Origin of the sequence: Bacteroides sp. K03, assembly GCF_019734355.1 — a bacterium.
GTDB lineage: Bacteria > Bacteroidota > Bacteroidia > Bacteroidales > Bacteroidaceae > Bacteroides > Bacteroides nordii.
The window spans coordinates 26,881-47,930 of sequence record NZ_JAASHC010000035.1 but is presented as its reverse complement, the minus strand read 5'-3'; the positions used below and the strand labels follow the sequence as shown (position 1 = coordinate 47,930).

The 21,050-nt window shown below is 41.6% G+C and carries 11 protein-coding genes; all 11 read left to right on the top strand.

The features are described 5' to 3' along the window. Positions 1–43: 43 nt before the first annotated feature. The 11 genes from HCG69_RS18010 (at position 44) to HCG69_RS17960 (ending at position 20,469) form a co-directional block, all read left to right on the top strand. A complete protein-coding gene (locus HCG69_RS18010) occupies positions 44–2,797 on the top strand; it encodes a glycosyl hydrolase (RefSeq protein WP_195448756.1) in 2,754 nt (917 codons plus the stop codon). Further along, entirely contained in the window at positions 2,790–4,622 is a 1,833-nt protein-coding gene (locus tag HCG69_RS18005) for a silent information regulator protein Sir2 (protein ID WP_221651166.1), read from the top strand. The genes HCG69_RS18010 and HCG69_RS18005 overlap by 8 nt, the downstream gene beginning before the upstream one ends. A 305-nt stretch (positions 4,623–4,927) precedes the next feature. After that, positions 4,928–7,969, top strand: a complete 3,042-nt coding sequence (locus tag HCG69_RS18000; protein ID WP_002559052.1) for an endo-1,4-beta-xylanase — start codon at positions 4,928–4,930, stop codon at positions 7,967–7,969. A 45-nt stretch (positions 7,970–8,014) separates the two neighbouring features. Beyond that, complete coding sequence (locus HCG69_RS17995) at positions 8,015–9,544, top strand: glycoside hydrolase family 28 protein (protein WP_002559053.1); 1,530 nt, start codon at positions 8,015–8,017, stop codon at positions 9,542–9,544. Between the two features lie 96 nt (positions 9,545–9,640). Further along, positions 9,641–11,065 carry a glycoside hydrolase family 28 protein gene (locus HCG69_RS17990; RefSeq protein WP_196039443.1) on the top strand — a complete coding sequence of 475 codons (1,425 nt, stop codon included), beginning with the start codon at positions 9,641–9,643 and terminating at the stop codon, positions 11,063–11,065. 17 nt (positions 11,066–11,082) lie between these two features. After that, positions 11,083–12,540 carry a rhamnulokinase gene (rhaB, locus tag HCG69_RS17985; RefSeq protein ID WP_007483728.1) on the top strand — a complete coding sequence of 486 codons (1,458 nt, stop codon included), beginning with the start codon at positions 11,083–11,085 and terminating at the stop codon, positions 12,538–12,540. Continuing rightward, on the top strand, positions 12,534–13,793 hold the full coding sequence (locus tag HCG69_RS17980) for an L-rhamnose isomerase (RefSeq protein WP_182416605.1): 1,260 nt from the start codon (positions 12,534–12,536) through the stop codon (positions 13,791–13,793). The genes rhaB and HCG69_RS17980 overlap by 7 nt, the downstream gene beginning before the upstream one ends. Before the next feature lie 121 nt (positions 13,794–13,914). After that, on the top strand, positions 13,915–14,946 hold the full coding sequence (gene rhaT / locus HCG69_RS17975; RefSeq protein ID WP_002559057.1) for an L-rhamnose/proton symporter RhaT: 1,032 nt from the start codon (positions 13,915–13,917) through the stop codon (positions 14,944–14,946). A gap of 152 nt (positions 14,947–15,098) precedes the next feature. Next, positions 15,099–15,908 carry a rhamnulose-1-phosphate aldolase gene (gene rhaD, locus HCG69_RS17970; protein ID WP_002559058.1) on the top strand — a complete coding sequence of 270 codons (810 nt, stop codon included), beginning with the start codon at positions 15,099–15,101 and terminating at the stop codon, positions 15,906–15,908. 20 nt (positions 15,909–15,928) lie between these two features. Next, positions 15,929–17,227 (top strand): glycoside hydrolase family 105 protein, encoded by a 1,299-nt coding sequence (locus HCG69_RS17965; protein WP_221651165.1) that lies wholly within the window; start codon positions 15,929–15,931, stop codon positions 17,225–17,227. A gap of 239 nt (positions 17,228–17,466) precedes the next feature. Then, a complete protein-coding gene (locus HCG69_RS17960) occupies positions 17,467–20,469 on the top strand; it encodes a LamG-like jellyroll fold domain-containing protein (protein ID WP_221651164.1) in 3,003 nt (1,000 codons plus the stop codon). Positions 20,470–21,050 lie beyond the last annotated feature (581 nt).

The following is a 21,050-nucleotide window of genomic DNA, read 5'->3' as shown; positions in this document are numbered from 1 at the left end:
AATACCCGCTAAATAATCATTTAATTGTGATGCATTACTTAGGATGATGGATAAAAAAATAAGAATAGTGTTACTGGCTTGGTTATTGTGCCCTTTTGCAGCGGCACAAACAATAAGTTGGCCGGAGATAACCACTGAATCGAAACCTGCTGCCCGTTGGTGGTGGATGGGAAGCGCCGTAGATAAAGAAAATCTGACTCATAATCTGAATGCTTATGCGAAAGCGGGAATGGGAACGATGGAGATAACTCCTATCTATGGAGTAAAAGGAAATGATGAAAATGATATTCCATTTCTTTCTTCTCATTGGATGGAGATGCTGCAATATACTGAGGGTGAAGCGAATCGCCTGGGTATGCAGATTGATATGAATACTGGTACCGGGTGGCCTTTCGGAGGCCCGGAGGTAACCATAGAAGACGCTGCCTGCAAGCTTTTCGTATCGGAATATACATTGCAGGGTGGTGAACAACTGAAAGAGAAAATAGAAGTTGCTGACGAGAAGCAACGTGCCTATGCTAAGTTAAGCCGTTTGATGGCTTTTTCTGATAAAGGGAAATGCATAAACCTGACGTCTAAAGTGAAAGACGGTATTTTGCAATGGAAAGCTCCCAAAGGAAACTGGCAATTGATAGCTGCCTTTTGCGGAAAGACATTCCAGAAAGTGAAGCGCGCTGCTCCCGGAGGAGAGGGATACGTGATGGATCATTTGTCCGGCCGGGCTGTGAAAAATTATCTGAATCGTTTTGAACGTGCCTTTGAAGCATCAGGAGCACCTTATCCGCATAACTTCTTCAATGATTCTTACGAAGTCTATAAGGCAGATTGGACTGAAAATCTTTTTGACGAATTTGCCACACGCCGCGGATATAAACTGGAAGAACATCTTCCGGAATTTTTGTCGGATAAACGTACGGATATGGTTTCCCGGATTATTTCCGACTACCGGGAGACGATTGCCGAATTACTTTTAGAGAACTTTACCCGACAATGGACAGAATGGGCGCATTCACACGGTTCCAAAACACGTAATCAAGCACATGGCTCACCTGGTAATCTGATAGATCTGTATACTACTGTAGATGTTCCCGAATGCGAGGGCTTCGGAATTTCTGATTTTGGAATCCGTGGTTTACGCCGTGATTCATTAACACGTCCTAACGATTCAGACTTGTCGATGCTGAAATATGCTTCTTCGGCTGCTCATATTGCCGGTAAACCATTTACTTCGTCTGAAACATTCACCTGGCTGACGGAACATTTTCGTACGTCGCTTTCTCAGTGTAAGCCCGATATTGATCTGATGTTTATCTCAGGGGTAAATCACACCTATTTTCATGGGACCACTTATTCGCCTGTTGAGGCTGTATGGCCGGGATGGAAGTTCTATGCTTCCGTTGATATGAGCCCTACAAATAATATCTGGCGGGATGCTCCGGCATTTTTTGATTATATAACCCGTTGTCAGAGCTTTCTGCAGATGGGGAAATCTGATAATGATTTTCTGGTATATCTGCCTGTATATGATATGTGGCAGGAGCAGGACGGACGTCTCTTGATGTTTGATATTCATAAAATGGCAAAGCGTGCGCCCCGTTTTATCGATGCAGTTCATCGTATTTATAATGCAGGTTATGATTTGGATTATATTTCCGATAATTTCATACGCTGTCTTACTTGTATGGGTGGGAAATTAGTTACCTCCGGAGGTACCGTGTATCAGGCGTTACTCATTCCGGGCGCGAGACTGATGCCGGATGATGTACTTGCCAAATTATTCCGGTTGGCAGATGAGGGAGCTACTATTGTATTTCTGGAACAATATCCGGAAGATGTTCCAGGATATGACCGGTTGAATGAACGTCGTGCTGCTTTTAAGAAATTGATGGCACAAAAAGACAAATTACGGAAAGGGCGTATTTTGTTTGGAACGGATTATGACCACACATTGGCGGAAACAGGTGTACAACCCGAAAGGATGAAAACAGCTTATGGTTTGAGTTGTATCCGTCGTACAAACGAAGATGGATATCATTATTTTATTTCTGCCCTGAAAGGAGAAGATACGGAAGGATGGATACCTTTGGGAGTTCAGGCTGCATCTGTCCTGATCTATAATCCTGTGAACGGAGAGAGTGGAAAAGCTCTTTTGCGTCAGAAGGATGGACGTACAGAGGTGTATTTGCAGGTAGCATCCGGGGAATCAATATTGCTGAAAACGTTTACGAATGCCGATGTACAGGCTTCTGCATGGGGATATTACGAGCCAAAAGCCGATGGATTGACTTTGACGGGTAAATGGGGCTTTCGTTTCGTAGAAAGTATTCCGGCTGTTTCGGCTGCTCCTGATTCGGTAACGCTGGGCTCATGGACTGAACTTCCGGTAGCAGAAGTAAAGAATACAATGGGAACAGCCTCTTATTCATTCAAATTTAACCTGAACGATCTTTCTATTCCTGAATGGAGACTCGATTTGGGTGATGTGCGTGAGAGCGCTCGTGTTCGTATTAATGGAAAGGACGTTGCTACATTGTGGTCAGTTCCTTATCGTTGTCTGGTAGGTAAATATCTTCGTCTCGGTGAAAATATACTGGAGGTAGAAGTAACTAACTTACCTGCCAATCGCATTGCGGATATGGACCGGAGAGAAATACCCTGGCGTATTTTTAAAGATGCCAATATTGTAAGCCTGGATTATAAAAAAACGGGATATGGAAACTGGGAACCTGTGTCAAGTGGATTGATTGGCCCGGTAAAAGTAATTCCAATGAAGAAAGGAACTTTCTATTATGAATAAATATTTTGCTTTGATACTTTTTTTGTCTGCTGTAGTTGCTGTTTATGCACAGGACCCTCGCGAGCGGCAATATATGTATGAGATACTTGATCCGCGGCATGAGCCCAAACCACTGGTTGAGGGTTTTGCTAAAGAGCGGATTACGGAACATTTGAATCGCGGACTTTATGCCGCTCCTTCCCAGGATGGGAAAGGGGTTTACCTTAGTTGGCGGTTATTGAATACAGATACTCCTGCTACCGCCTTTCATGTTTATCGGGAAGTAAATGGCAAGAAACGCCGTCTCACTAATAAACCTGTGATGCAAACCTGCGACTTTATTGATAATGCTCCTGTACAGGAAAAGGCGGTTTATTGGGTAGTTCCCGTGGTAAAAGGGCTTACACCTGTTGCATCCGAAAGAGTAGAGATTGAAGCCGGGAAATGTACTAATTATACTTCTATCCGGCTGAAAGATAATGCGAAGGCTGGTAAAGTAGCTTTAGCCGATTTGAATGGCGATGGTGCTTATGATTACATTATCCGTACACCTGAAACCAATGTAGATCCGGGTATGCCGGGAGATACTACCGGAAAAACGTATAAGATATCTGCCTATCTGAATGATGGTACCTGGCTTTGGACCTATGATATGGGCCCTGGTATTGAGCCTGGTATCTGGTATTCTCCTTTTATCGTTTATGATTTTAATGGGGATGGTAAAGCTGAAATTGCTATAAAAACAGCCGGTTCTGATTTTGTAAAAAATGAGAAAGGACGTGTTTGTGGTGGTAGTGAATATCTGTCTGTGCTGGACGGAATGACCGGTAAAGAGATTGATCGTGTGGACTGGCCCGAACGGAATGATCGTTATGGCAATCTGATCCGACAGAACCGCAACCAGATGGGAGTGGCTTATCTGGATGGGAAAACACCTTGTATACTCGCTGCCCGTGGTACTTATAAGTTGATGGTGGTAGACGCCTGGCAATTAAAAGAAGGTAAGCTACAACGTATGTGGCGTTGGGATGGAGACGAAGAAAATCCGGTTGTGCGTAGTATGGGAGCTCATAGTATGGTGACGGGAGATGTAGACGGTGATGGGCGTGATGAGATACTGCTGGGTTCTTGTATGCTTGATGATAATGGGACTTTACTCTGGTCATCGGGATTAGGACATAGCGATAAGGCCTATTTGTGTAAGTTACATCCGGATATGGAAGGATTACAGGTATTCATGGTGAGTGAACCCAAAAAAGAAGATGGACGTGGGGTATCTGTTGTGAGTGCCCGTACCGGAGAATTAATATGGGACATTGGGCATACAACTTACCACGTAGGTGATGGTATGGTAGCCGATTTTGATCCGGAATATCCCGGTTTAGAGTGCTTTGCCAGTGAAGACCGCAAAGGAGGGAGTACTGATAAGTATTTGTTGACTTCAGACGGAAAGAAACTGAATGTAACCCGTGAAGAGGTTCCGGGTTGTCGTAATTGGATTTGGTGGGATGCCGATCTGCTTCGTGAAACCTTTCGTGGCGATGATAATCGTTGGGGAGCAGGCTCTTCTTCCAATGGTAAGAAACAGAGTATCTGGAAGTGGAAAGGCGAAGAGCTGACCAAAGGTGTTGAGGGAGATATTCTGATGATGGCCGATATGGAAGGAGATTGGCGTGAAGAGCTAATTACTGCACTTCCGGGAGAGTTACGCATTTACCATACTGTTATTCCGGCAAAGGATCGTCGTATTACGCTTATGCAGGATCCACTCTATCGTAGCTATGTGGCTCATCGCAGTATGGGATATCCGCAGGCACCGGTAACCTCTTATTTTCTTGGAGAATAATTGAGTCACATAAACTAAGAATATTTGCAGTGATGCTTTGAAGGAATATACCACGAAGTTGAGAGTCTGTTTTAATCTTCCTCTTAAAAGTATTTCTCGATTTATTTAGAGTTTATTTTTGGGCCATTTTTCTGTTTTTATTTGTCAGATAGTGCGCTATCCTTCTTCTTGGAAATGTAAAAAGTCCTCGATGATAACTTTAAAATAATACTGAACAAAATTTATAAAATATATGCTTCAGTAGCATGTACTGCATGAATCAACCTATATGGTAAATCAAATTTTTAACGATATATTATTTAAGGATGAAAAAGAAAATTTGTGCTTTTTTGCTTACAGCTACAATGGCTGTAGTATCTGTTGCCACTCCCCTTACAGTGTGCGATTTCGAGAATTATCCCATTGGAACGGAATGGAAACTATGGCAGAGTAACGGTGGATCTATCACTTCGACTGCCATAGTAGAAGCTGATCCAACAAACCCTGATAACAAAGTTCTCCATATCGTGTTGAAAGATTGGGGATGCCATCCTGAGTTTATAATCAACAGTACATTGCGTGGCAACGAATTAACGGATCGTTATGGTTCCATACGTTATCGCTTGTATCGCAGTGCCACCGACATCGACAATTGGAAGCAGTTTGCAGCTTTTATAGGTGACACGGAAGTATATCGTGACGAAGGCTATCCCCAACAGGGTAATAACAACGAATGGCAAGTGAAAACTTATACGATGAAGGGATTGTCTCCTGACAATGTCTCCGACAAACTTCGCTTGGGCATCCATCACGCCAATTCGGATTTTTACATTGATGATATACAATTGGTTGGGACCTATGATGATTTTGTGTCTGTGGAAGATAATGGTACCTTCGATTATTGTGTGGACAACACAGCTTCTTCCTATAGGAATATTTCTGACAATATCTATATCTCTGCGGGACAAATTGCCAATGTGCTAACCTCACGCTATTCGGAATGGACGGGTAAGTTGGCAGGTGAAGGCACGCTCAAAATACATGCTGGAGGTGAACGTTCGTATTTGGGAACCTCTGCCAGTAAAGGAACCACTACGCCGGATTGGAGTGGTTTTAAAGGAAGTATCGAACTCTATCCTTATAAAGATGTGAATAGCAGTTGTGGATTTTATGGGCTGGTTATGAGTAGTGGTACTTTTCAACCCGATAATCTGGCTGCATCGAATTGCAATAATCTTCTTGCCGACAAGACTCTCATCATGAGAGACGGTACGATGTTGGCATTGGAGTCTGGTACGCGTGGCGTCCGTATCGGTGAAATCCACAGTAGTAAAAACTCTTGGTTGGGAGGGTATTATAAAAAAGGTACAGCCAATTCTTATTATGTCATTGGAGGCAAAGGTACTGATGGCGTGTTGGGCAGTCTGATTGCCCCTCAAGCATCGGGTAACAAAGTGGGTATCCTCAAGGAAGGTATTGGTAATTATTATCTGACAGGCAACGAGAACGATATCAACGGAGGATTGTGCGTTCTTCAAGGTGGTATCATAGTTGCAAATGACAAAGAAGTGGCTTTACAAGAGAATTTATCGGGTGCGACTGGTAATAGTAGTACTGTGATGGTATATCATAGGGCTACACTCTGTGGAAATGGGAATATTGCTGCCGCTACAGAGGTGTATGGCACATTGACGGGGGGAGACCCGTTTACACTTGACCAAGCGTTGGGTACACTCACTTTTGCGGACTATACTAAAGCAGCGTTGGCAGTGAAAGTAACTTTGCATCCCGAAGCCAATATTATTGCATATATTAAAGATGCGAAAAACTTTTCGGCGATTGACATCAAAGGTACACTTGTCTTTAGTACGATAACTGAAGACTTTGAAACCTCTGATAAGCAGCCTCGTTTGAAGATAGCGTTGACAGAAGATGCCGAACTGCATGTGGGTGATGAGATTGTCTTGCTTTCAGCTATGAAGGAGGATGTGGATAGTTGGGATTTCGACATCCGTTATCCCAAGTCTTATACATGGGTAGTGGATGAACGAGAAGCAGAAGACGGTCGTTTCTGCGTAGTGGCCAAAGTGACATCGCTCGCCTATAGTGGTCAAGGTGATCAGGAGGACGATGACGAACCAGATGATGGGGAGACTGTTTATCCTGATGACGACTGGGTTGAGGATATGGATATGACTACCTCACTTCGTTTCTATGCTGAGAAATTAGGAAAAAATATTGGTGTGGCAGCTGCCAGTTATCGATATGATTTCAGCCAGACTAACGGTGAGATTGGTCTTGTGGGGGAGGAATTCAATATGATTGTTGGTGAAAATGAGATGAAATTTGATGCCACTGAACCTAACCAAGGTGAATTCAATTACGGAGGTTCTGATGCCATTCTATGGCTTTCAGACAGATACGAGCAGGTGGTACGTGGTCATACCTTGGCATGGCATCAGCAGGTTCCATCGTGGGTAAGTTCGGATGGAAAGAAGAATAATAACAATTTCTCCAAACGTCAACTTTTGGATATCTTGAAAAATCATATATTCAATGTTGTTGGCAGATATAAAGGTAAGATTACGGAATGGGACGTATGCAACGAGGTACTCGATGATGACCAGTCAATTGTTCGTTCTGATCCTACAGCCTATAAACTTCGTCCCTCTATCTGGGCTACTTATATCGGTGAAGAGTTTATTGACTCAGCTTTCGTTTGGGCACATCAGGCTGATCCCGATGCTAAGTTGTATATCAACGAGTATGGGGCAGAGATGGTAGGAAAAACAAAGACGGAAGCTTATTACAACCTTGTTAAGCGCTTGAAAGAATCAGGTTTGGCCATCGAAGGGTGTGGTTTGCAGTGCCACTTCACTACAGGTGAACTTGATACCATGAAATTGGAAAAGAATATCCGCCGTTATGACAATCTTGGGCTTAAGTGTATCATTACAGAGTTGGATATTGCCCTTGCTGATCCTACAGCGGAGGATGCACTCGAGAGACAAGCGAAAGAATATGGTGCAATTACAAGAATATTTTTAAGGAATGAAAATTGTTCCTCGATGTTGGTTTGGGGTATTTCGGATAACCACTCTTGGAGAAAGAATGCTCCACTTTTATTCAATCATGAACTGAAAGCAAAGCCTGCTTATTATAATGTACATGCGCAACTGCGAAAGGCAGTGGAACAACTGTCCACAGGTCTTGAAAGCCCAAAGACAGATGGCAAGCCATCAGCAAGGTTGTTACGCACTGTTTATTATAATATAATGGGACAAGAAATGACTTCTCCTACAGGTTTTAGGATCGAAAGGAGATTTTATGATGATGGTAGTATAGAAACTATCAAAACGTATAAATAGCATACCATAATTAACGTGAATCCTATGAATTATAAATAAAGTCGAATGAAGAGAATTTTAATTGTTTGGTTTCTTTGTGCATGGACGGTATTGCCGTCCTGGGCACAAACTTATAAATATGAAGAAATATACCAAAAACTTCCCTTTACAATGCCAAAAGTAGAAGCACCCCAGTTTCCTAGTCTGAAGGTGTTTCTGCCGGATTTTGGTGCTGTCGGTAATGGGGTGGAACTTTGTACTGATGCTTTTGCAAAGGCTATTGAAGCATTATCGGCTCGTGGAGGTGGGTACTTGATTGTTCCGGCAGGTATTTGGCTGACCGGTCCTATTGTTCTGAAAAGTAATATTAATCTTCATATTGAGAAAGGGGCTGTGATTCTCTTCTCTCCGGATGTTGAACTTTATCCGTTGGTAGAAACTGTGTTTGAAGGATTAGACACTCGCCGTTGCCAGTCGCCTATTTCGGGACGTAATCTGACTAATGTAGCTATTACCGGACAAGGAGCAATAGATGGAAACGGTCATTATTGGCGTCCTTTGAAACGTGAGAAAGTGACAGAAAGTGTCTGGAAACAAACCATTGCCCGGGGAGGAGTTTATAAACGTCCTACTTATTGGTTTCCATATCCGCAAACACTTAAAGGAGATACTATCAGCAATATGAATGTACCTCAGAATTTAAAGACGGAGGAAGAGTGGCAGAGCGTACGTCATTTCCTGCGTCCGGTGATGGTAAGTCTGATAGAGTGTAAAAACGTCTGGTTCCAAGGGGTGATCTTTCAAAATTCTCCGGCATGGAACCTACACCCTCTGATGTGTGAGAATGTTTTGATAGAGGATATACAGGTACGTAACCCGAGTTATGCTCAGAATGGCGACGGGCTTGATTTGGAATCCTGTAAAAATGCACTGATTGTGAATTCTACATTTGATGTAGGAGATGATGGTATCTGCTTGAAAAGTGGAAAGGATGAAGACGGACGTCGTCGTGCCCGTCCTTGTGAGAACGTTGTAGTAGATGGCTGTACGGTATTCAAAGGACATGGCGGTTTTGTTGTAGGCAGCGAGATGAGTGGTGGAGTACGTAATGTTTCCGTTAGTAACTGTCAGTTTTTGGGGACGGATGTCGGACTGCGTTTCAAGAGTAAGCGGGGACGCGGGGGAGTTGTTGAGAATATCTGGATACGTAACGTTTCTATGATGGATATTCCGACGGAACCTGTGACTTTCAATCTTTACTATGGAGGTAAGTCTGCTGTTGAAGTATTAGAGAGTGGTGAGAAGATTCCTGCTAAAGTTGACCCGTTGCCGGTAGACGATACTACTCCTTGTTTTCGTAATATTCATATTTCGAATCTGGTATGTTCCAATGCACGCCGGGCGCTGTTTTTTAATGGTATACCAGAGATGCCAATTGATGGTATAACGCTTGATAATCTGGATATTACTTCTCAGATAGGAGCCGAATTTATTTATAGTCGCAATATTACTTTGAAGAATGTGACAATACATAATAAAGAAGGTGAAAAGTTCATTATCCGCTTTTGTGAAGGAGTGAGCCAAATTGTCAAATAAGACACCCTTTATATCAAAACGTGCAGCACAAATAGGGGAGGAATCCCCTATTTTTGTATCATTAAAAGTATTACTCACAATAATTGAATGTATACCATGAAGAACCTGACTTGCCTGATAGGAGTATTCCTGTCTGTTATAAGTTTCAACGTTACAGCACAAACTGCTAATATCCCCGATTTCCCTTGGATGAAGGAGGTTGGCGCTAAGACTTTTCCTGTACAACAAACCGTTTATAATGTAACCGATTACGGTGCCAAAGGAGATGCATTGGAAATGAATACCACTGCTATTCAGAAAGCAATTGACGCTGCTGAGCAGGCAGGAGGAGGTATTGTTACTTTTAGTCCGGGAATTTATCTGACCGGTGCTCTCTTTGTAGGTAATAATGTCAATTTTAATATTCCTAAAGGAACTACGCTTATCGGTTCGCAGGACATTGATGATTATAAGAAAATAGATACCCGGGTGGCCGGTGTAGAAATGAACTGGCCTTCGGCATTGGTCAATATAATAGGTAAGAAGAATGCCGCGATTTCCGGTGATGGAGTAATTAACGGTCGCGGCAAAGTTTTCTGGGATAAGTATCGTTCGATGCGGAAAGAATACGATCCGAAAGGGTTACGCTGGATTGTTGACTATGATTGTGAACGTCCGCGAGGTATTCTTATCGCCGAATGTGAGAATGTAACAGTAGAAAACATAGTGCTTTATCAGCCGGGTTTCTGGAGTTTACACATTTTATATAGTAAATATGTTACTGTTGACGGAATTATTATTAGTAATAATATTGAAGGTCGTGGTCCCAGTACAGATGGCATAGACATCGACTCTTCAGAATATATATTGGTACAAAACTCGAATATCAATTGCAATGATGATAATTTTTGTCTGAAAGCAGGCCGTGACAGTGATGGTCTCCGGGTGAATCGTCCTTGCCGTTACGTCGTGATTCGTGATTGCATTGCCGGACATGGAGACGGATTGTTTACTTGTGGCAGCGAAACTTCGGGTGGTATCAACAATATTGTGGCTTATAATATGACAGGTATGGGCACAAAATACGGATTACGTTTCAAGAGTACTTGTCAGCGTGGTGGTGTAATAGAGGATATCTATCTCTGTAACATTGAAATGATTGGAGTACGCGATCCGTTTGTGGTTGATTTAAACTGGCATCCGGCTTACAGTACTTCAAAGTTGCCTGAAGGTTACGATGAAAAAAATGTTCCGACACACTGGATTAAGATGTTGACTCCGGTAGATCCTAAACAAGGAACTCCCAAATTCCGTAATGTACATTTTATGAATGTTACTGCCACTAACGCACAAACCTGTATCAAGGTGTCTGGTATAGAGAATAGTACAATTGATGGATTTGACTTTGATAATGTACATTTCAGTGGAGAGAACGCAGGAACCATTTCATGGGCAAAAGACTGGAAGATGAATAACTTTTCTGTAAATGCTAAAAGTAAACTGAAACTTGAACATAACAAGAATGTAGATATCACAAAATAAACACGTATAATACAGACATGAAGAACTCTTTTTTTGCGGTCGATCTGGGTGCTACCAGCGGACGTACTATTTTAGGCTCCTTTTCGGATAAGGGATTGGAGCTGGAAGAGATAAATCGTTTTCCCAATCAGCTTATTGAAGTAAGAGGACATTACTATTGGGATATTTATGCTCTATACCAGTCTGTTATAGATGGACTGAAACTGGTGGCGAAACGGAATGTATCTATAACTTCTATTGGCATTGATACCTGGGGGGTTGATTTTGTTTGTGTAGGTAAAGACGGACATTTGCTGCGTCAGCCTTATGCTTATCGTGACCCTCATACGGATGGAGCGCCGGAAGCTCTCTTTACCCGCGTTCCCCGCAGCCGGGTGTATAGTTTGACAGGCATTCAAGTGATGAATTTTAATTCTTTGTTTCAACTTGATACGCTGCGTGGCAATAGTGACAGTGCGTTGGCTGTTGCCGATAAAATATTATTTATTCCGGATGCTTTGAGTTATATGTTGACAGGCGAAATGGTGACAGAATACACTATCGCCAGTACGGCACAGTTGGTCAATGCCCAAACCCGGAAGTTAGAGCCGGAATTGTTGAAAGTGGTCGGACTGACTGAAGAACATTTTGGACGCTTTGTTTATCCGGGTGAACAAGTAGGAGTGTTGACAAAAGAGATACAGAAACTCACTGGTCTGGGAGCTATTCCGGTTATCGCTGTAGCAGGACATGATACTGCTTCTGCTGTAGCTGCCGTTCCGGCGTTGAATCGTAACTTTGCTTATTTAAGTAGTGGTACGTGGTCACTGATGGGAGTAGAAACAGATGCTCCGGTAATCACAGAAGAGACAGAACGGTTGAACTTCACCAATGAAGGTGGAGTAGCAGGTACGATTCGTCTGTTGAAAAACATATGTGGTATGTGGCTACTCGAGCGTTGTCGTACAGGTTGGGAAAACATTTCTTATCCGGAATTGATAGCTGAAGCCGAGAAAGCTGAACCTTTTCGTAGTCTGATTAATCCGGATGACGCTTGTTTTGCCAATCCTGCTGATATGCAGGAGGCGATTTGTCGGTACTGTGCAGAAACCAATCAGCCTGTACCGGAAACACGCGGACAAATTGTACGTTGTATTTTTGAGAGTCTGGCGCTTCGCTATCGTCAGGTATTGGATAATCTACGTAATTTGTCTCCTATGCCTATAGAGACGCTTCATGTAATAGGCGGAGGAAGCCGGAATGAGCTATTGAATCAGTTTACTGCCAATGCAATCGGGATTCCGGTTATAGCCGGTCCTTCGGAGGCTACTGCCATTGGAAATGTTATGATACAGGCTATGACAGCAGGTGAGGCGGAAGATATTAAAGGAATGCGACAACTTATTCACAACTCTATTCCTTTGAAAACTTATAAACCGCAAAATTCAGAGAATTGGGATACGGCTTATATTCACTTTAAACATATAATATCATGAAAGAAGAATTGATTAAAAAAGCTTATGACGTAGCTGTTGAACGTTATGCGGCTGTGGGGGTTGATGCTAATAAAGCTCTTGAGGATTTACAGAAAATTTCATTGTCTTTACATTGCTGGCAGGCAGATGATGTGGCTGGCTTCGAATCAAACGGATCATTGAGCGGAGGTATCCAGGCTACTGGTAATTATCCGGGTAAAGCACGTAATATAGAGGAAGTTAGACAAGATATTCTGAAAGCTGCTTCATATATACCTGGTACACACCGTCTGAATTTGCACGAAATCTATGGTGATTTTGGAGGACAGTTTGTAGACCGTGATCAGGTAGAACCGAAACATTTTGAAAGTTGGATACAGTGGGGAGCAGAACATGGAATGAAATTGGATTTCAATTCTACCTCTTTCTCTCATCCAAAAAGTGGAAACCTTTCCTTGTCAAATCCGGACAAAGAAATTCGTGACTTCTGGATAGAGCATACTAAGCGTTGTCGTGCTATAGCTGAGGAGATGGGTAAACGCCAGGGTGATCCTTGTATTATGAATTTGTGGGTACACGATGGTAGTAAAGATATTACTGTGAATCGTTTACGTTATCGTGAATTGCTGAAAGATTCTCTGGATCAGATTTTTGCCATTGACTATAAGCATATGAAGGACTGTATTGAATCAAAAGTATTTGGTATTGGCCTAGAGAGTTATACGGTAGGCTCTAATGACTTCTATATTGGTTACGGGGCAAGTCGTAATAAAATGGTAACATTGGATACCGGTCATTTCCATCCTACTGAGAGTGTAGCCGACAAGATTTCGTCTTTGCTGCTTTACACACCCGAAATTATGTTGCATGTTAGTCGTCCTGTTCGTTGGGATAGTGATCATGTGACTATCATGAACGATGAAACATTGGATCTGGCAAAAGAAGTTGTACGTTGCAATGCACTTGATCGTGTACATATCGGTCTGGACTACTTTGATGCCAGCATTAACCGTATCGGAGCATATGTTATTGGTAGCCGTGCCACACAGAAATGTTTTCTGCAAGGTTTACTTGAACCGATTGCTAAACTTCGTGAATACGAAGCTGACGATAAATTATTTCAGCGCCTTGCTCTGCTCGAAGAATCGAAATCACTTCCGTGGAATGCTGTTTGGGATATGTTCTGTCTGAAGAATAATGTTCCTGTAGGTGAAGATTTTATCGCAGAAATAGAGAAATACGAGGTAGAAGTAACTTCAAAAAGAGGGGCGTAGTGAATTAGTGGTTAGTGATAAGTGATGAGTGATTAGCGGGTTTCGCTGTTACTTATCACTTATCACTCGTCACTTATTTATCGCTAATCGCTAATTACTAATCAACTAATCACTAATATACATGAATACACTGATAGGACTCATTATTATTGCCATTGGAAGCTTCGGACAGAGTAGCTCGTATGTGCCTATAAATAAAGTAAAAAACTGGTCTTGGGAAAGTTTTTGGCTGGTGCAGGGGATTTTTGCATGGCTTTTATTTCCTTTGTTAGGGGCTTTATTGGCTGTTCCTGGGGGAAGTAGCCTTATTGAGTTATGGGGCTCAGGAGGAGCTCTTCCTGCTATTATCTACGGGGTGTTGTGGGGTGTTGGAGGACTTACGTTCGGACTTAGTATGCGTTATCTTGGTATAGCTCTCGGGCAGAGTATTGCGTTAGGGACTTGTGCCGGCTTCGGTACTCTTTTCCCTGCTATTTTTGCCGGAAAGGATTTGTTTCATGGTGATGGATTGATGTTGCTTATTGGGGTCTGTATCACGTTAGCCGGTATTGCGGTAATCGGTTATGCCGGTAGTTTACGTTCCAAAAATATGACTGAGGAAGAGAAAAAAGTGGCCGTAAAGGACTTTGCATTAACTAAAGGTCTGTTGGTCGCTTTACTGGCAGGTGTAATGAGTGCTTGTTTTGCCCTCGGGCTGGATGCGGGAACTCCTATTAAAGAAGCAGCTCTTAACGGTGGTGTAGAAGCTCTGTATGCAGGGCTGCCTGTTATCTTCCTTGTTACTTTTGGTGGTTTCTGCACTAATGCTGCATATTGTATTCAACAGAATATTAAAAACAAAACGGGTAAAGAATATTTCTCTGTTAAAGGAGGTCAGTTGATTAATAATTTGTTATTTTGTGCATTGGCTGGAGTACTATGGTATTCTCAGTTCTTTGGTTTGGAAATGGGAAAGAGTTTTCTGGTAGATAGTCCTGTTTTGCTGGCATTCTCCTGGAGTATCCTGATGTCTTTAAATGTTACTTTCAGTAATGTTTGGGGGATTATTCTCAAAGAATGGAAAGGGGCAAGCTGTTCAACAATCGGGACATTGATTTTAGGGTTGGCGATACTCATCTCTTCCATTATAGTGGTTGCTATGGCACAAGTCTAAAGGAATTTACGATTTTATTATTTACTATTTACGATTGAAAAATGTCTGTAACCAATAATAAATCAGGTAACTTCAATCGTCAAATCGTAAATCGTCAAATCGTAAATCATTTTGTTTTTTAATCGTAAATCGTTAAATCGTAAATAATAAAGATGAAATCAATTTTAGAAAATCGTCCGGCTCTTACAAATGAAGTGAACAAAGCCGCTGAGGTAGCCGGATACCTCTGGCAAAAAGGATGGGCCGAACGTAATGGTGGTAATATCGTAGTGAATATTACTGAATTTGTTGATGATGAAATCCGCGCTCTGGCTCCTATTAGTGAAGTGAAGGCTATTGGTACTGTACTTCCTTATTTGAAGGGGTGTTATTTTTATTGCAAAGGAACCAACAAGCGTATGCGTGATTTGGCTCGTTGGCCAATGGAACACGGTTCTGTCATTCGTATTCTCGATGATTGTGCCAGCTATGTCATTATAGCCGACCAACCTGTACAACCGACTTCCGAACTTCCGTCACATTTGTGTATGCACAATTATCTGATTAGTAAAGGATCTACCTATAAAGCATCTCTTCATACGCATCCTATTGAGCTAATTGCTATGACGCATCACGAACCTTTCCTGAAGAAGGACGTGCTGACCAATCTGCTTTGGAGTATGATACCCGAAACAAAGGCTTTCTGTCCGCGTGGTTTGGGGATTATTCCGTATGCATTGCCAAGCTCTGTAGCATTGGCTGAGGCCACAATCAAAGAGTTAGACGATTATGATGTAGTGATGTGGGAAAAACATGGTGCCTGTGCTGTTGGTGAAGATATTATGGATGCGTTTGATCAGATTGATGTATTAAGCAAATCGGCTCAGATCTATATTAATGCACGCAATATGGGCTTTGTTCCCGATGGTATGAGTCAGGAACAAATGCGTGAAATGACAACAGCGTTCAATTTACCTAAATAATCATCAAAGCAGTTATATCCATGAAACGAATCTTTATATCTTGTGCTCTTTTCTTGTGTACTATTTCTCTTTCCGCTCAGACTAAAATGACGGCAAGAGAGGCTGCAGTGAAAATTGCCGATCGGATACTTAATAGTACTACGTACGAATTTAAGAACACCAAGACTGGAGAGGTTTATAAATCAGTGAAGAAACTTCCTCTGTCAATGGATGTGAAAGTGGCTTGTAAATACAATAATTGGCACTACACGAATGGGGTCACTAATATCGCATTGATGGAACTTGCCGATAAAGTAGGCGACCAGAAATATGACAAGTATGTATTGAAGAATATGAATTTTGTCTTCAATGAAGGTAATCTTGACTTTTTCCGTCGCCAGTATGATCAGGCTTTCAAAGAAGGAGGTTGGAATGCAATTCGCAAGTTGAGCTGGCATATGATTTTCCGTGCTAAACGTTTGGATGATAATGGGCCGATGGGTGCTAGTTTGATTGATTTACAGATGCGTCACCCTAATGAGGCTTTTCTTAACTATGTGAATGAAACAGCAGATCATTTGAATTATGCCGAACCTCGCCTGGTAGATGGAACGATTGCCCGTCTTTGGCCGCATGTCAATACAATCTGGGCAGATGACGCTTTCATGGCTATCTCTTTCCTGGCCCGTATGGGGAAAATGACTGGTGATGAAAAGTATTTCAATGATGCTGCCAATCAGGTGCTGAACTACACCCGTTATTTGTGGTGTCCGGAAAAGAATATCTATTATCATTGTTACCATACCGATAACAAGGAACATGGCGTTGCTCATTGGAGTCGTGCCAATGGATGGGTATTTATGGCACAGGCCGATTTGCTTAGCATGATGCCGAAAGATCATCCGATGCGTGAGGCGGTTATTGAGAATTTCCGTAAACAGGCCAGCGGTGTCGCCCGTTATCAGGGGAAAAATGGTTTGTGGCATCAGTTGCTTGATAAAGAAGATTCGTACGAAGAGATCACTGGGACAGCCATGTTTGTTTTTGGTATTGCCCGTGGTGTAAAAGAAGGTTGGTTACATCCTGACTTTATTTATGTAGCAGAGCAGGGTTTGAAAGGCATGATGAAGAAGATAACGGATGAGGGAGATGTGACTGCTATTTGTGTAGGTACAGGTATTATGCCTTCTATCTCTTATTATTACAATCGTCCAACTCAAGAGAATGATCCGATGGGGGAAGGCCCCGTACTTCGTGCGTTGATTGAAATGATTGATGCACCGAAATATTCTGAAATAAAGGCGGAAGAGCAGTACGATAAAATAGTATTGAAAAAGTAATATATATTTTAAATAAATAGCTTTTTACTTTTTTATTTATTACCCTCTTTTATAAGTGTAATATACTTATAAGAAGGGGGTAGTATTGTATTTATTAATTATTGTTTGTTGTGTTGTTTTGGTTTTGAATTTAGTGTCTGTATGGTGATAATCAAAATTTATATCTAAAGTGCCAAAAACAATAATATGTTCTTTTCTCTCATTGCCTATTTTTGCCTCGTCATTTAATATATAATAATATGAAAAACTTTACTTCAATCGTGGGAACCTTTGCTTTGGCTCTTTTTCCTCTCTTGCCTGTGACGGCACAGTCTGTTACCGAACCACAATTAGCTTTTCCAGGTGCAGAAGGATTTGGTCGTTATGCTGTTGGTGGTCGTTATGGCGAGGTTTACCACGTGACTAACCTGAATGATTCGGGTGAAGGTTCTTTGCGTGATGCAGTGAGCCAACCTAATCGAATTGTGGTTTTCGATGTGTCGGGTGTAATCCATGCCAAATCAGTTATTCCTTTTGCTAAGAATTTGACTATTGCAGCTCAGACAGCTCCCGGAAATGGTATTGTGATCTATGGAAATCGTGTCTCTTTTTCGGGAGCAGATAATATTATCTGCCGTTATCTGCGAGTACGTTATGGTTATGAGGAATCTCCGGGTGGATATGTAGATGCAGCTGGAGTTGCTTTTGGTTCAAATATGATTTTTGATCATTTGTCGGTGACCTGGGGTACTGATGAATGTTTCTCCATCAATGGTGACTCTAAACGTCCGGATGATCAGCCCCGTAATATCACTATTCAGAACTCAATTATGGGTCAGGGGTTGTGGGACCACTCTTGCGGTGGCTTGATGCAGACCTCTGATGAGAATGGTATTACACTTTTCCGTAACCTCTATATTGATAACAAAACACGTAATAATAAAGTGAAAGGGCTTAATCAGTTCGTTAATAATGTAATCTATAACTGGGGTGATGGTGGTGCTTATATTATGGGGGATACAGATGCGGCTTCACTTGCTGATATTCAGAATAATTATTTTATTGAAGGTAAGAGTGAACGCTATCTGGTACGTTATAATGGAGGGACTCCTGAAAATCCCGTTACCCAGTCTTTTAGACCGACTGTCCCTTTTACACGTGCTAAACCTGCTTTTGTAACTTATTTTGCAGGTAATTACTTTGACAATAACAGAGATGGTAAGTTGGATGGACGTTTATTGACACGTGAGGATTGTAACCGTTATCAACCAGACAGTGCTATCCCTGAAGGAGGTCAGCAACTTACACCTACATTTTTGGATGGACCCTCAGAGAAACATCCGGTAATTGGTGCTAAGATGACGGCTGAAGAAGCTTATCATTGGGTTGTTAGTAACGTAGGAGCGACTCTTCCTGTACGTGATGAGGTGGATGCATATATGATTGATGAATTGACGTCTTTAGGTACTAAAGGGCAGATAATAGATACGGAAATGTCATTGCCGACCCGTGGCCCAGGTGAAATCTTGAGAGGCGTAAAACTTCCGGATACTGATAATGACGGTATACCTGATGCTTGGGAGGAGCAGAATGGTCTCGACAAGAATGATCCGACAGACGCTATGAAGATTGCAGCTAACGGTTATGCCAATATCGAAAATTACATTAATAGTATTGATGCACCGATGCCTTTCTTGGCATGCCCTTCAACGATGGAAGCAACAGCGGATCATACTACTATTACACTTTCCTGGAAAGATTATTCAGATGAAGAAGAGGGTTATATATTAGAGCAACGTGATGCACAGGGTACCTTTGCAGAAGTGGCAAAATTACCGGTTAATACTACTTCTCATACTGTTTCAGATCTGACACCGGGCGTACTGTGTGCATTCCGTCTTAAGGCTTATAATACTACAACGGAGTCGGTATATTCCGATGTGTTGGAAGTAGCAACAAAGCGCTTGCTTGTAGCACCTGATCAATGTATTGAACCGTCTCCGGAGATAGATGCTATCCTTTCTTTTAATGCTTCGAAAGATATCACACTTTCCTGGAAGAACGAAACGCATCCTGATAATGGTGTTACTACTTATAAGGTATATGCCGGTACAGAAAAGAATAAATTGGAATGTATCTCTGGTGCAGAAGCACAGGAAGCTACTTCATTAACATTGAAAGCTGATCCTTCAAAGACTTATTATTGGCGTGTTGATGCTCTTAATGTGAAAAACGAAGTAACAACAGGTACAGTTTGGAGTTTCATTACTCAAACATTGGATGCAAAAGAACCGGTCATGTATTTATCATTAGACGGGACATTAAAGAATTTTGCGGATGTTGCTGGAGCAAAGGATGCCGAATTGGTTGAATTGGAGCCAACTTACGTAGCAGGAAAAAATGAACAGGGACTTTTGTTGGAAAACGTGGTGACCGGCTCTTGTATCTCTGTACCCTATTATGAAAGAATGAAATTTGAAGGGGGGAGTGGTACGGCAGACCCGGCAGCTTCGTTCTCTGTATCTATGTGGGTGAAGTCTGATGGTTCTTGTCCCGTAGATGGAAAAGGATTCTTATTCCATAAAGGTACATTTAAAGATAGTAAAGGCAAGGCAAGATGGTGCGGTGCGGAAATACGTAACAATGAACTTTACTTTGCGGTTAGTCAGAACGGAACAAAGCATGAGATAAAGTTGGTATCGGGTGATGCATTCAAAAATATCTTTAATAATGAGTGGCATCATTTAGTATTTGTACGTAGCCATGAGGAACAGGCATTGATTGCTTATTGTGATGGCAAACTCTTGGGAAAAAGAGATTCCAATCGTGCTTATATGAATTCTGAAGTGGGCATTGTTTTTGGTAATGTGATGGAAAAACTCAATGAACCGTTTGCTGGAACATTAGACGAACTTAAGCTGTTCCGTGGAACTTTAATAGCAGAGGAAGTTGCCAATCTGTTTGAAACAGGAAATACAGCAGGTATTCCTACCAGTATCAACCAGGAACTCGCTATAAACAGTGAACTGGGCATTTATCCTTCTCCGTTCTTCAATCACTTTTATATAGTAGTTCCGCAAGAAGAGGTTTCGGTTAAGATATGCCTGTACGATGCTTCCGGTCGGCTGGCATTATCCCGTGAAGTAAAGGCTGATAATGGTACAGCTTACATCGGTGAGTTGAATGGATTGGCTGGCGGTATTTATGTTGTGTCTGTAGAAACTTCTACAGGTGTAATAACTAAGACAGCTTTGAAAAAATGACACACTTTACTTCGTTGGTTTACTTTAGGCTATTTTTTAACGGAATTTCTGCTAAGTACTTAAAAACGGAATGATAATTCGGTAGGTACATTATTTGTATTACTCTTTGCGAAAATCTGTATTGATCCTATGTATCAAGAATAATCATTGATTGTTGTATCTCCTCATAGGGGAAGGGCGATATTCTACAGGAAAGCAGATTGATCTTGGTAGGATATTTAGTGTTTTAAGATATAAAATGTACTCCGGTATAAAACAAAGTATACCCTAATAGATTGACAATCATTTTATTTTTTTTGATGTCGTTATACTTTTACCTTCCTTCCCTCACGCTATGTATCTTCTGCATATTGTATGTTTTATCATAGTGTGAGGGATGTTGCAAAATAACTGCCAAATGTAACTTTCTCCCTTCTCTGTGTAGGAAGCATAACTTTTAAATTAAATTGTATTAGAACTACCTATTCCGGCATAAAACAATTTTTGTTGTTGAAAATTCATTAAGAAGTTTTAGATAGTTTGCTATCTTTCTTCTTAATTTCAAATCATAAAAATCAATTTTTGTATCAATTCAGCCAAAA

Coding starts and splice junctions, on each gene's coding strand:
- HCG69_RS18010 (WP_195448756.1), top strand. CDS start 44: ATGATGGATAAAAAAATAAGAATAGTGTTACTGGCTTGGTTATTGTGC.
- HCG69_RS18005 (WP_221651166.1), top strand. CDS start 2,790: ATGAATAAATATTTTGCTTTGATACTTTTTTTGTCTGCTGTAGTTGCT.
- HCG69_RS18000 (WP_002559052.1), top strand. CDS start 4,928: ATGAAAAAGAAAATTTGTGCTTTTTTGCTTACAGCTACAATGGCTGTA.
- HCG69_RS17995 (WP_002559053.1), top strand. CDS start 8,015: ATGAAGAGAATTTTAATTGTTTGGTTTCTTTGTGCATGGACGGTATTG.
- HCG69_RS17990 (WP_196039443.1), top strand. CDS start 9,641: ATGAAGAACCTGACTTGCCTGATAGGAGTATTCCTGTCTGTTATAAGT.
- rhaB (WP_007483728.1), top strand. CDS start 11,083: ATGAAGAACTCTTTTTTTGCGGTCGATCTGGGTGCTACCAGCGGACGT.
- rhaT (WP_002559057.1), top strand. CDS start 13,915: ATGAATACACTGATAGGACTCATTATTATTGCCATTGGAAGCTTCGGA.
- rhaD (WP_002559058.1), top strand. CDS start 15,099: ATGAAATCAATTTTAGAAAATCGTCCGGCTCTTACAAATGAAGTGAAC.
- HCG69_RS17965 (WP_221651165.1), top strand. CDS start 15,929: ATGAAACGAATCTTTATATCTTGTGCTCTTTTCTTGTGTACTATTTCT.
- HCG69_RS17960 (WP_221651164.1), top strand. CDS start 17,467: ATGAAAAACTTTACTTCAATCGTGGGAACCTTTGCTTTGGCTCTTTTT.